The sequence below is a fragment of the Neisseria sicca VK64 genome (assembly GCF_000260655.1).
In the GTDB taxonomy this organism is placed as follows: Bacteria; Pseudomonadota; Gammaproteobacteria; order Burkholderiales; family Neisseriaceae; genus Neisseria; species Neisseria sicca_B.
In genome coordinates this window covers 1-12,477 of the sequence record NZ_AJMT01000187.1, presented here as the reverse complement: position 1 = coordinate 12,477, position 12,477 = coordinate 1, and the positions used below count along the sequence as shown (strand labels likewise).

At 54.3% G+C, this 12,477-nt stretch carries 10 protein-coding genes and 2 pseudogenes; 3 read left to right on the top strand and 9 right to left on the bottom strand.

Going from position 1 to position 12,477, the window contains the following annotated elements; translation table 11 throughout:
• The 5 genes and pseudogenes from HMPREF1051_RS15390 to HMPREF1051_RS11005 all read right to left on the bottom strand — a co-directional run.
• Window positions 1-187: pseudogene (locus HMPREF1051_RS15390) on the bottom strand (hypothetical protein); the annotation flags it as partial.
• Window positions 178-2,595 (bottom strand): fimbria/pilus outer membrane usher protein, encoded by a 2,418-nt coding sequence (locus tag HMPREF1051_RS11020; protein ID WP_003768650.1) that lies wholly within the window; start codon window positions 2,593-2,595, stop codon window positions 178-180. The gene HMPREF1051_RS11020 and the pseudogene HMPREF1051_RS15390, both read right to left, overlap by 10 nt.
• Window positions 2,596-2,632: 37 nt before the next feature.
• On the bottom strand, window positions 2,633-3,358 hold the full coding sequence (locus tag HMPREF1051_RS11015; RefSeq protein WP_003768639.1) for a molecular chaperone: 726 nt from the start codon (window positions 3,356-3,358) through the stop codon (window positions 2,633-2,635).
• A 41-nt stretch (window positions 3,359-3,399) separates the two neighbouring features.
• Window positions 3,400-4,035: a spore coat U domain-containing protein gene (locus tag HMPREF1051_RS11010; protein ID WP_003768655.1), complete on the bottom strand. Its 636-nt coding sequence runs from the start codon at window positions 4,033-4,035 to the stop codon at window positions 3,400-3,402.
• Window positions 4,036-4,503: 468 nt separating this feature from the next.
• Entirely contained in the window at window positions 4,504-5,568 is a 1,065-nt protein-coding gene (locus HMPREF1051_RS11005) for a 2,3-butanediol dehydrogenase (protein ID WP_003768647.1), read from the bottom strand.
• A 536-nt stretch (window positions 5,569-6,104) separates the two neighbouring features.
• Between HMPREF1051_RS11005 and aroG the strand changes: the two genes are divergently transcribed.
• Both aroG and HMPREF1051_RS10995 read left to right on the top strand, forming a co-directional pair.
• The gene (gene aroG / locus HMPREF1051_RS11000) at window positions 6,105-7,154 is read left to right on the top strand and encodes a 3-deoxy-7-phosphoheptulonate synthase AroG (protein ID WP_003768630.1); all 1,050 of its coding nucleotides are present in this window, start codon (window positions 6,105-6,107) and stop codon (window positions 7,152-7,154) included.
• Between the two features lie 233 nt (window positions 7,155-7,387).
• The gene (locus tag HMPREF1051_RS10995; RefSeq protein ID WP_003761681.1) at window positions 7,388-7,603 is read left to right on the top strand and encodes a glycine zipper 2TM domain-containing protein; all 216 of its coding nucleotides are present in this window, start codon (window positions 7,388-7,390) and stop codon (window positions 7,601-7,603) included.
• A gap of 110 nt (window positions 7,604-7,713) precedes the next feature.
• On the opposite strand, the gene HMPREF1051_RS10990 is transcribed toward HMPREF1051_RS10995, so the two are convergent.
• The 3 genes from HMPREF1051_RS10990 to HMPREF1051_RS10980 form a co-directional block, all read right to left on the bottom strand.
• Window positions 7,714-8,814, bottom strand: a complete 1,101-nt coding sequence (locus HMPREF1051_RS10990; protein ID WP_003768631.1) for a metallophosphoesterase — start codon at window positions 8,812-8,814, stop codon at window positions 7,714-7,716.
• A 40-nt stretch (window positions 8,815-8,854) separates the two neighbouring features.
• Window positions 8,855-9,412 (bottom strand): oligoribonuclease, encoded by a 558-nt coding sequence (gene orn / locus HMPREF1051_RS10985; protein WP_003768643.1) that lies wholly within the window; start codon window positions 9,410-9,412, stop codon window positions 8,855-8,857.
• A gap of 284 nt (window positions 9,413-9,696) precedes the next feature.
• Window positions 9,697-11,373: a formate--tetrahydrofolate ligase gene (locus HMPREF1051_RS10980; RefSeq protein ID WP_003768644.1), complete on the bottom strand. Its 1,677-nt coding sequence runs from the start codon at window positions 11,371-11,373 to the stop codon at window positions 9,697-9,699.
• A 192-nt stretch (window positions 11,374-11,565) separates the two neighbouring features.
• Between HMPREF1051_RS10980 and HMPREF1051_RS10975 the strand changes: the two genes are divergently transcribed.
• Entirely contained in the window at window positions 11,566-11,997 is a 432-nt protein-coding gene (locus HMPREF1051_RS10975) for an EamA family transporter (protein ID WP_003768633.1), read from the top strand.
• A 344-nt stretch (window positions 11,998-12,341) separates the two neighbouring features.
• Here the strand turns inward: HMPREF1051_RS10975 and HMPREF1051_RS10970 are convergent.
• A pseudogene (locus tag HMPREF1051_RS10970) lies at window positions 12,342-12,477 on the bottom strand (L-serine ammonia-lyase, iron-sulfur-dependent, subunit alpha); the annotation flags it as partial.

Here is a 12,477-nt window from a genome sequence, read left to right as displayed (position 1 = left end):
GATAGCCTTTAAAGGTTCCGTTGCCTTGTACCCTCGCCGTACATTGCACAGCATTTCCGGCACCGCCGCTGTTTGCCCAAACCTGTCCTACGGACAGAGACAGCAGTCCGAATACGGCAGGCAATGTCATTTGTCGGAAAAGACGGTTTGCGGTTTTCAGACGACCTCTCTTTATATTTATCTGCATATGATGTCTCCCAGTTCCGGGATGGAATCCGGATTGTGTGTTTCAGGGTAGTCCGCTTCGAAGGTGCAAGTGCCGCCGTTTTCGGGGAGGATGACGGTGAAGCGGTTTCTACCTTCTTTCATGTTTTCAATATATGTTTTGCCGTCGAAGCCGGTTACGGCTGCCGGTGTGCCGTCTTCGGCAGTAATGCTGCCGCCGCTCGGGAGTAATCGGTTTTGTGCGTCTTTCAGCGTCATGGTGGCGGCGCGGGTACGCTGGATTTTGAATTCGACGCGCATACCCGAGCGTTCGGGCGGGGCGATTTCGGCGACGGTGTGTTCAAGCTGGACGTCCAGCGGCAATTCGGCAATATCGACGCTGACGGTGTTTTTTTGGTAGGCGGAGAGACTGGGGATCAGTGCCAGCCCTTTGCGGTTGGTTTTGCCTACGGGCATGCCGCCTGCGCGGATGGGGACGTCCGCCATATCGCCGGTGCTGACGACGGCGAAACTGTCGTTGACTTGGCGGGTGGCGAAGAGGCTGCCGCCCATGAGGACGAGGCCGCCCCTCCAGCCTGCGTTCCAGTTGCTGTTGCCGCTTTGGCTGTAAACGTTTGCCCAGCCGTCGCCGTAGGTGTTTTGATGGCGGATGTTGCCGTTGAAAGTGTTGCTGCGGCTGCCTTTTGCGTTGTCGTTTTGCTGCCAGCCTATGCCCCAGCTGGTGCTGCCCATGCCGCTGCTGGTTTTGTTCAGGGTTGCTTGGTAGCTGTTGTTGTGTTTGTTTCTGCTGATGCCTGCGGAGGTCGAATAGCCGTTGTCGAGGCTGACGGAGAGGCCCGCGTGGAAACTCAGTTCGCGCCTGTTGCGGAAGTTTTTATTGGCGCCGGCGTAGAGCGAGGTGCGGTTTTTGAAGCTGCGGCTCCAGCCGAACGAGCCTACGCCGTCGGCGGGACTGCCTTCGGTGTGGGAATGGACGTAGGAAAGGCTGAATGAGCCGAGTTTGTCGCTGCTCCAGCCTGCGGATGCGGAGGCGGATGTGGCGGGGTGGCGTGTGGCTTTGAAAAAGTCTGCGCCGTATGCGGTATCGCCCAGTTCGGCAAATTGTCCGTTGGTACGGCTTGCGCCCGCGCTGAAGGAGAGCCTGTCCCATTGGGTGCTGAAAAACGCGCTGCCGCGTCGTCCTGTCTTGCCCGCAAAACGGCTTTCGGCATAATTAAGATTGAGTTGTCCGAGCGAACCCAATACGGTGTCGGCGGCAATGCCCGCCTGACGGTAGCCGCGCGCGGCCTCGCCGTGGATTTGGGCGGTCAGGGTATTGCTGACGCCGTAACGCAGCGTGCCGGAGGCGGCGGGATCGGATTGGTATTTTGCGGAACGGATGCCGTAATCGCGGCGGACGTAGCCTGCTTCAAACGACCATTCGTTCAAGCCTTTTGCCAAAAGTCCGCTGCCGCCGTAAAGCGGCATATCGACGACGACGGTGCGCCCCAGTACGTCGGTGGCGACGACTTGAGCGTTGCTGCGGCCGCTGATGGACGGCGGCAGGATGAGTTCATATTCGCCCGCTTCGATGTCGCGGCTCATTTGTTTGACGCCGTCGAGGTAGAGGTCGACCGTGCCGGGCAGGGTGCTTTTACCGAGGTAGGAACGCAGTGGGGCGGTTTGTTTCCATGGGCGGGTGTTGTATGTGCGGGAGATTTTGATGCCGCCGATTCGCGTGCCGCCCCATGAGCCGATTTGTCCGGTCAGGGTGTCGCCGACGGTCAGCGATATGCCTTGTTCGGGCCAGACGGTGCGCCAGTAGGTATCCAGACGGGCGGTGTTGCCGCGGGCGCCGCTTTCTTTGTTGCGGCTACGGTTGGCAAATTGAGTGTGGTTCAGATAGCCCCAAGGCGTGCTCAGGCGCATTTCGCCGAAAACGCCCTGCGTGCCGTTGCCGGAGCGGTTGCGCGAGATATTGGCGTCATAGTTCAGAACGGCGGCAAAGCCGGGTTTGGCGATGGCGTAGCGGTTTTCCTGCAATGCGCCGATTCGGGCGGTTTTCAGGTCAGGCTGCCATTCGAGGGGGGCGGTGAGATCAAGGGTTTGCGCGGCGGCATCGTATTTCGCCTGCAAGCCGGGGATGGCGGAGAGTTCGAACCATACGCCTGCGCCGGGTGCGGATGCGCCGTCCTGAATTTCAGGCACGACGCCGTTTTTGCCCGCCTCGGCAGCTTCTGCGTCGGGCAGGGCAATGCCGTAGGCGCGCAGGGATTCGGGGCGCGCATACAGCACGCCGTTGCGCGACATGAAGGGTTCGATACCGTCGCGTATGCTGCCGTTGACTTTGACCTGAGGGTAAACGGTCAGCCATGCCTGCTCGTAGGCAGCAGGCGCCGCCTGCGTCAGGATGTCTTGAGCAGGGGAGGGCAGGGCGTAGAAACACAGCATCAACGCGGCACTCAGCCGGGTGAGCCGTGTCCTTAGGTCATGGGGCGGCAAACCGTACCTCCGTTTGGATCGGCATACCGTTTACCGTGGCATTCAGACGACCTTGGTTCAGAGAGGCGGGGGAAACTTCCAATTCGCGTTTCCAAGTGTTGCCCGGCAGGACGTAGCCCGCCAGACCGTTTGCCAGCGTCAATGCGTCTTTGGCAGAGGTCGTCTGAAAAGTAATATTGCTCAGTTGCGCATGGGCATTGCCCGTGTTTTCGGCAACCAAAACCGCTTTGCCGTTCGCGGCTTTTTCCGCGCGCCATTGCAGCTTCGGTTCGGCATTGTTTTGAACGTTGACAAACAGCGGCAGCGAATAGCGCATCACCAACTGAATGCCTTTTCGTGGTTTCGCATCGGGAGCGGGCAGCTCGTCCACAATCAGGCGGTAGGCTTCTTCAGTCTGTTTGTCGGACGGTTTGACGCGCATCACGCGGAACTGCTGCTGCGCACCCGCTTCCAGTTTGACCATGGGCGGGCTGGCAATGACGGCATCGGTAGGTTCGAGCACTTCACCGCCGTTTGCGTCCTGCGTCCAGCGGAATACGCGCACTTGTGCCGTCAACGGCTCTGCGCCCTTGTTTCCCAAAGTAAAAATACCCGCCCGCTGTTTGGCGGGCAGGGAAAGCGATGTCGGACTGACTTGCAAGCCGGCGGCATGGCTTGGTAAAACCGCTGCCGCCGTCAGCATACCGACAAGTGTGCTGATTGCTTTTTGCATGAGGATTTTTTAGTTGTTTTGTTTTAAGGGAGTAAACCGGATTAGTAGGTCAGGGTTACTTTTACGCGGTCTTGGTAGGTGTCAGGGGTTTTATCGGCCAGTACACCTTGCTCGATTTTTGCAAAGACAGGAATATTGATTGCAGTACCTAATCCCTTACCTGTTAGTGATAAAGCATTATTGTCCTTGCCCCATTTGTTTGTGCTTGCAGTTTCTGTACCTAGCTGTGCAGAGAGGCCAGATCCAGTAACGGTTGGTTTATAGAGCTGATATGCGATTTTTTCTTGGCTTGACAAGCCTGTCATCTCACCACTTCCTTCTTGGCTATGAGAACTTTCGGGATCCATGGCGACTTTAAATGCAGTGTTTTTGCTGCAATTAACAACAATGCCTTGTGCGGCATTGCCTTTGTTCATGCGTTCAAGGGCAGGGCTGCTTGTTTCGGCTTTTTGTTCGCCAAAGTCAATGTCGGTACCGCTGGTAGGATCGCTTTCAGACGTAATGGGGCCACTAGGCATGCCACTGGTAGTTGTAAAAACTTCGCAACTACCGGCGATTTTAATTTTGACATTGAAATATTGCTCTGTGCCACTGGAAACAACAGCTGCCATTGCAGAATTGCCCATCATCATGAGAGAGGCCAAAGCCAGAGAAGTTAAAGTAAAACGTGTTTTCATCGGATTTATCCTTGTATGTGAGTTTAGGTGTGTATTGACACAGTCTCCGTAATATTTCTGTGTAACTGATATACGGCAGGCTTTTTTGCCTGAACGGTATATATGACATTATTATGATTTGTGATTATTGTTGCAACTGTTGTTGTTTGGTATTTTATAAGTTCCTGTGTTTTTTGTAAATTTTTGTATTATTTTTTGTTGTGTTTTTGCAAAGATTATATTTTATTCGGTATTTAAATTGGATAAAGGGTCGTCTGAAAGCGTTTAAAAGAAGCTTTAGTTTCTTGAGGTTGGCTTTCAGACGACCTTTGCAGATGTTTGGGGGCGTTGGGAAATAACTGATGGGCAATAGCCCGACGGATATTGTGGATGATGGGGTGAATTGTCTTTGCAGATAAAAAGGTCGTCTGAAAATCTCGGTTTGAGGTTTTCAGACGACCTTTGTGTTTCTATCAATCCGTCAGGCGTTTACAGGTTCGGATTGACGATGATTTTGACGGCGGATTCGTTGTTGTGAATCAGACGCTCGAAGCCTTCGGAAACCAGCTCGTCCAGCTTGATGCGCTGGGTGATGAAAGGTTCGAGGTTGATTTTGCCTTCTTCCACCAGTTTGATGGTTTCGGCGTGGTCGTTGCAGTAGGCGATGGTGCCGCGCACGTCCAGCTCTTTCATCACGACACTGTGGACGTTGATGGTGGCGGGGTGGCTCCAAATGGATACGATGACGACTTTCGCAGTCGGACGGCAGGCTTCGACCATGGTGTCCAGCACTTTGTTGACGCTGGTGCATTCGAATGCCACGTCCACGCCTTCGCCGTTGGTCAGTTTTTTCACTTCTTCGACGACGTCGACTTCGGACGGGTCGAGGATGTAGTCGGCAACGCCGGATTCGCGGGCTTTGTCTTTGCGCGCTTTGCTCAATTCGGTGATGATGACTTTGATGCCTTTGGCTTTCAATACGGCGGCAAGCAGCAAACCGATCGGGCCTGCGCCGCCGACCAATGCGACGTCGCCGGCTTTCGCGCCGCTGCGGACGTAGGCGTGATGGCCGACGGACAGAGGCTCAATCAAAGCGGCTTGATCTAACGGGATTTTATCGGAAATCGGATGCACCCAGCGGCGTTTGACGGCGATTTTTTCGGCAAGGCCGCCGCCGCAGCCGCCCAAACCGATGAAGTTCATGTCTTTGGAGAGGTGGTAGTTGCTGCCTTCGCCGGTCGGTACGTCATCGCGGATGATGTAGGGTTCGACCACTACGTGTTGTCCGACTTTGAGGTCGTCCACGCCTTCGCCGACGGCATAAACCACGCCGGAGAACTCGTGTCCCATCGTTACGGGTGCGGACTCGCCGGAAATCGGATGCGGATGACCGCAGGGCGGGATGAAAATCGGACCTTCCATAAATTCGTGCAGGTCGGTACCGCAGATACCGCACCAGGCGACGTTGATGCCGACGGTGCCGGGGGCGACGGTCGGTTCGGGGATGTCTTCGATGCGGATGTCGCCTTTATCGTAAAAACGTGCTGCTTTCATTGTAACGCTCCTTGTTTTGAGGTTGAAAAGAAAGGTCGTCTGAAAGGTAGGACGGCTTTTCAGTAAGAGCGGGAAGGATGTGTGGGATGTGCGACGAGTATATGTTTATTTTAATGATGCGGCAGGGCGGGTTGTGTAGGATAAGCAACACAGGCTGCGCGATATTGCTTTGATATTTTGTTATTTTACTACATTTCGATGTGAATGATATGTCGGCTTGCGTAAAAACAAAGCAGGGCTTGTCCGCGGTCAAGTTTTGGATGGAAGGGGCTTGAGGTATTCGTCAAAAAGATGCTGTCGGAAGACGGGAGGATTATTAGGGAAGGATGAAAATTGTTGACAACGCAGGTATTGCTTATTGAATTAATCAAAATTTTATTGCGAAAAATTTTGAATTTTAGAAATTTAAATATATAAAAACAGAAAAAATTTGATTTTTTGAAATAAAATTGCCGTAAGATGGCTAAAAGGCTTGTTTAAAACAGGTAAAGAAGGTAATCTATGCCTCAATTTATCTGAATTTGAAAGCAATAACAATGACCCAACAATACCCTACCGACGACATTAAGATTAGAGAAGTCAAAGAGCTGCTGCCGCCGATTGCCCATTTGTACGAGCTGCCGATTTCCGAGGAAGCGGCGGGGCTGGTACACCGCACGCGGCATGAAATCGCCGATTTGGTTCACGGCAAGGACAACCGCCTGTTGGTGATTATCGGCCCGTGTTCCATCCACGACCCCAAAGCCGCCTTGGAATACGCCGAACGTTTGCTGGTGTTGCGCAAGAAATATGAAAAAGAATTGCTGATTGTGATGCGCGTGTATTTTGAAAAACCGCGCACGACGGTGGGCTGGAAAGGTCTGATTAACGACCCGCACTTGGACGGCACGTTCGACATCAACTACGGCCTGCGTCAGGCGCGCAGCTTGCTGCTGACGCTGAACAATATGGGTATGCCCGCTTCGACGGAGTTCCTCGACATGATTACGCCGCAATATTACGCGGACTTGATTTCTTGGGGCGCGATCGGTGCGCGGACGACGGAAAGTCAGGTACACCGCGAACTCGCCAGCGGCCTGTCTTGTCCGGTCGGTTTCAAAAACGGTACGGACGGCAATCTGAAAATCGCCATCGACGCGATTGGCGCGGCAAGTCATCCGCATCACTTCCTGTCTGTAACCAAAGCGGGGCATTCCGCCATTGTGCATACCGGCGGCAATCCTGACTGCCACGTTATCCTGCGCGGCGGTAAAGAGCCGAATTACAGCACCGAACACGTCAAATCGGCGGCGGAACAATTGATAAAAGCCGGTTTGTCGCCCAAGCTGATGGTCGATTGCAGCCACGCAAACAGCCGTAAAGATTACAGACGGCAGATGGAAGTTGCCCAAGATGTTGCGGCGCAACTGGAAAACGGCGAAGACAATATTATGGGCGTGATGGTGGAAAGCCATTTGGTCGAAGGCAGACAGGACAAGCCCGAGGTTTACGGGCAAAGCATTACCGATGCCTGCATCGGCTGGGATACCACCGAAGAAATGCTCGCGCTTTTGGCTGCGGCAAACCGTAAACGGGTCGCGCCTTAAATCGGTTTGTGTGGCGAAAAAGAGGTCGTCTGAAAGGTCTGTGTGTGGGTAAAAACAGACAGTTTCAGACGACCTTTTATTTAATTTGTCTGATTTATCGGATTATGGTTTTTTCTAACTGTCCGCCTGTTAAGTTATCCTAGTTTAAAATGACTTTACTTATTGGAATAAATATTAATGACTTGGTGTGACATACTTTCGTTACTGAGTTAACCCACAACGGAGAACACACCATGAGCAAGTCTTTCTTGACTAAAACTTTGACCTTGATCGCCATTGCTACTTCTCTGAGTGCATGTGCGGGCATGACCCAAACACAACGCAATACTGCTACTGGCGCGGTATTGGGCGGTGTAGCGGGTAACTTGATCGGTGGCGATACCGGCTCTACTTTGGGCGGCGCTGCATTAGGCGGCGTCATCGGCAGCCAAGTCCACAGACATCGTTAATTTTTAAAACGATAAAAGCCGGTCGGACCTTAAATAGGTTCGGCCGGCTTTTTTTATTGGGCGTGATTGAATCAGAAAAATGTTTGCGCAAGGTTGGGGAGAGTTCAAAATTATGGATTGCTTTTCTGTGGGTTGGGCGAGTATGCCGGTTTGTTGTCAGGCGAACGCGTCGCCGCGCATTCGCCGTTCTCAAACACCAACACCTTCTCCGGCCAGCGCAACGCCGCCAGCCTGAACTGTTCGGGACGGTATTTCTGCGGGAATTTCCTTGCCCGCCAGCTTGCGCCAATCGAGAAATCGACGCAGAACACGTTGCGCCGCGCCCCGTGCCAGACATCCGGCTGCGGCGGCAGCAACAGCCGTTCGGCGGCAACGGTAGCGGGAGACGGCTGCCAACTGCGCCAATAATGGCCGATAACGACGGGCGTATCGTCACAGTAGTCGTCCCACCACGCGCAACGGGTCGTACCGCGCCAACGTCCGCCGGCGTAAAACGGCTCGTCCGCCAAACGCTCCACGCCGCTGGTGAGGGCGCGTATCGGATGCAGGCGGCTGCGTTCGAGTTCGTATCGCGCCGTGGCGGGCATGGGCGGCGGCGCATGGTCGGGATTTTCCGCCTGCGGGGCGTAATGCGTTTGTTCGTAGAGGTAGTCGGGATACCAAGAGGCCGTCTGAAGGCGGTGTTTCAACTCGGCATCGAAACGGCGGTATTGCGCGGTCAGGCTTTCGCCCTTTGCTTCTTCGAGGCGTTCGATTTGCGGCGGCAGCCAGGCGGCGTGGACGATGCGCAAGTCTTCGTGCTCCAGCAGCAAGGGCTGTTCGGCCAGCCATGCGCGCAATTCGTTTTTTTCTTTCTCTTCCACGCAATGCCACGGCGCGTAATGGGCGTCTTTTTCGGCGCGGACATCGAAAAACCAGCCGGAGCCGTCTTTCGGGTCGTCGGCAAGAATGTTCAATTCGTGGTTGCCCAAAACCATCCATGCCCATCCGCGTTCGTAAGCCTGTTTAAACCACGCCAGCATCGCGGGGCTGTCGGGGCCGCGGTCGCACAAATCGCCGACGAACACCAGCCGCCGCCCGCGCGGATGGAAACCGTCGTCGCGGTAGCCGAGCCGGTGCAGCAGCGATTGAAAGGCGGCAAATTCGCCGTGAACGTCGCCGACGATGTCCAGCGGCGTATCGGGCAGTGATTGGCGGTATGGGTAGGACATAATGGTTGGAGGCCGTCTGAAAAGTGTGCCGACAGTGTTTTCAGACGGCCTCAGGCAGTTTCAAGAAGTTTTCTCGGTAATAACGCATTTCCTCGATGCTTTCGAGAATGTCGTCCAAAGCCTGATGCGAACCGCGTTTCACCACGCCTTTGGCAACGGGCGGATTCCAACGTTTGGCGAGTTCTTTCAGGGTGGACACGTCCAGATTGCGGTAGTGGAAATACGCTTCGAGGCGCGGCATGTATTTGACCATGAAGCGGCGGTCTTGATGGATGGAATTGCCGCACATCGGCGTGGCTTTTTCGGGAATCCATTGCGCGATAAAGTCGAGCAGTTTCTGCTCCACTTCGGCTTCGGTCAGCCGCGATTCGCGCACGCGCTGCGTCAGCCCCGTGCGGCCGTGGGTGGCGGTATTCCATGCGTCCATGCCGTCGAGCAGTTCGTCGCTTTGGTGGACGACATAAACTTCAGACTGCGCCAAGACGTTCAAATCGGAGTCGGTGATAATCATGGCGACTTCGATAATGCGTTCGCGTTCGGGGTCAAGCCCGGTCATTTCCATATCGAGCCAGCAGAGGTTGCTTGCGTTTTGAGTCATTTCAGACGACCTTTCGTCGGTTTAAAAACAATGGGCGGTATTATAGTGGATTAACTTCAAATCAGGATAAGGCAAAGCGATCGCGTAAACAAAGGGTCGTCTGAAAACCAATGCGGCGGGTTTGCTCTATCGTTTCAGACGACTATTCATCAGGGGAGGATTCGCGGGCAAAGCCCACGCTACGGGTTGTCGCGGTTGAGTTTAAACTGTTCCCAAATGATAAAAGGTCGTCTGAAAACCGTTTTCAGACGACCTTTGCCGTTTTACTTCACATCCGATTCAAATCAGAACAAGCCGTGAATCACACCGTCTGCGTCTACGTCGATTTTCTCGGCGGCGGGGACTTTGGGCAGGCCGGGCATTTTCATCATGTTGCCGCACAGGGCGACGATGAAGCCTGCGCCGGCGGAAACGGTGATGCCGCGCACGGTAATGCGGAAGCCTTCGGGGCAGCCCAAGAGTTTGGCGTTGTCGCTGAGGGAATATTGGGTTTTCGCCATGCAGACGGGCATTTTGTCCAAGCCCAGTTTTTCCAGCGAGGCGATTTCGGCGGCGGCTTCCGCGCTGAAATCGACGTCTTCCGCACCGTACACTTTTTGGGCGATGGCGCGGATTTTGTCTTTGATGCTCAACTCGACATCGTAGGCGAAGCGGAATTCGTTGGGTTGGTTGTCGATGGCGTTGACGACTTTGCGCGCCAAATCCGCGCCGCCCGCGCCGCCTTTGCCCCAGACTTCGGTCAGGGAAACTTCGACACCGTGTTCGGCGCAGGCTTTTTCAATCATTGCCAACTCAGCATCGGAGTCGGACACGAAGCGGTTGATGGCGACGACGACGGGCAGGCCGAATACGTTTTTCAGGTTGGAAATGTGTTTCAGCAGGTTGGGCAGACCTTTTGCCAGGGCTTCGAGGTTTTCTTCGCCGAGGTTGGCGCGTTCTACGCCGCCGTTGTATTTCAAGGCGCGGACGGTGGCGACGACGACGGCTGCGTCGGGTTTCAAACCGGCAAGGCGGCATTTGATATCGCAGAATTTTTCCGCGCCCAAATCTGCGCCGAAGCCTGCTTCGGTTACGGCGTAATCGGCAAGGTGTTTCGCCAGTCGGGTGGCGGTAACGGAGTTGCAGCCGTGGGCGATGTTGGCGAAGGGGCCGCCGTGTACGAAGGCGGGCGTACCTTCGATGGTTTGCACCAAGTTGGGCTTGATGGCGTCTTTGAGCAATGCTGCCATCGCGCCGTGGGCTTTCAAATCTTTAGCGTAAACAGGGCTGCCGTCTTTGGCGTAGGCGACGAGGATGTTGCCCAAACGCTCTTTCAAATCGCTGATGTCTTTGGCAAGGCAGAATACCGCCATGACTTCGGAGGCGACGGTGATGTCGAAGCCGTCAGGACGCATCACGCCGTCAACGGGTTTGCCCATGCCGTCGATGATGTTGCGCAACTGGCGGTCGTTCATATCGACCACGCGCCGCCACAGCACGCGTTTGGGGTCGATGTTCAACTCGTTGCCTTGGTAGATGTGGTTGTCGAGCATGGCGGCGAGCAAGTTGTTCGCCGCACCGATGGCGTGGAAGTCACCGGTGAAGTGCAGGTTGATGTCTTCCATCGGCAAAACTTGGGCATAGCCGCCGCCCGCCGCGCCGCCTTTAACGCCGAACACAGGCCCCAAAGAAGGTTCGCGCAGGGCGATAACAGAATCTTTGCCGATGTGGCGCAACGCGTCCGCCAAACCGATGGTAACGGTGGTTTTGCCTTCGCCCGCCGGAGTCGGGTTGATGGCGGTAACTAAAATCAGACGGCCTTGTTTTTGCGGCAGTTTGAACGCTTCGGCAGGATTGATTTTGGCTTTGTAATGGCCGTAGGGTTCGATATTGTCAACGTTCAAACCCAGCTTGGCGGCAATTTCGCCAATCGGACGCATGGTGGAAGATTGGGCGATTTCGGCATCGGTTTTGAAGCTCATGATTTTCCTTTACTGAATGGAGAAAAAGAGGAGGGTCGTCTGAAAGCCCATCGGAAAGACAAACGCTGATGGATTCAAAAGAATTTTAGGCATATTATAGCGTTATCTGAGAATGAATCGCAGTGAAAAATTCGATAATTCAACAAGAATGCGGTTCATATTGTTGACAATCCACAAGAGAAACGGACAAACATGGGCAGCAACGCATGGCTTTTCTGGGCATTGGCATCCGCAGGCTTCGCCTCGCTGACGGCGATTTTCGCCAAAATGGGTTTGCAGGGCATCGATTCGGATTTCGCCACCTTCATCCGCACGCTGGTCATCCTCGCCGCGCTGGTCTTGTTCCTGACCTACACCGGCAAATGGCAGGGCGTAAACGGATTTACGGGAAGAAACTGGACGTTCCTGGTTCTCTCCGGCCTCGCCACCGGCGCATCCTGGCTCGCCTACTTCAAAGCCCTGCAACTGGGCAACGCCTCGCAAGTCGCCCCCGTCGATAAATTCAGCCTGGTTTTGGTCGCGCTGATGGCAGTAGTTTTTCTGGACGAACGCCCCAGCACGCAGGAATGGATAGGCTTGGGACTGGTTACGGCGGGCGTGTTGACGCTGGCTTTGAAACGGTAAGGCGAAATGATTTTTCAGACGACCTTTTAAGCAGAGGGGTCGTCTGAAAATGTTGTGCTGCAGAGATAGGGCTGAAGGCTTACCGTCATTTGCGGCGATGGTTTTGTGTATAGTAGATTAACTTTAAACCAGTACGGCGTTGCCTCGCCTTGGCTCAAAGAGAACGATTCTCTAAGGTGCTGAAGCACCAAGTGAATCGGTTCCGTACTATCTGTACTGTCTGCGGCTTCGTCGTCTTGTCCTGATTTAAAGTTAATCCACTATACATACGGCAGGAATCGAATCCATCAAAAAGGTCGTCTGAAAAACAAAATGTTCAGACGACCTTTTTGTCTGCTCCGTTTTCAACATTCCACAACGCGGACGGATACGGGGACGGCTTTTTTCTGGAGGGTGATGGCGAGTCCGGCAAGCGAGGTTTCTTTGTAGGTGGACTTCATGTCGCGCCCGGTTTGCAACATGGTTTGGATGACTTCGTCG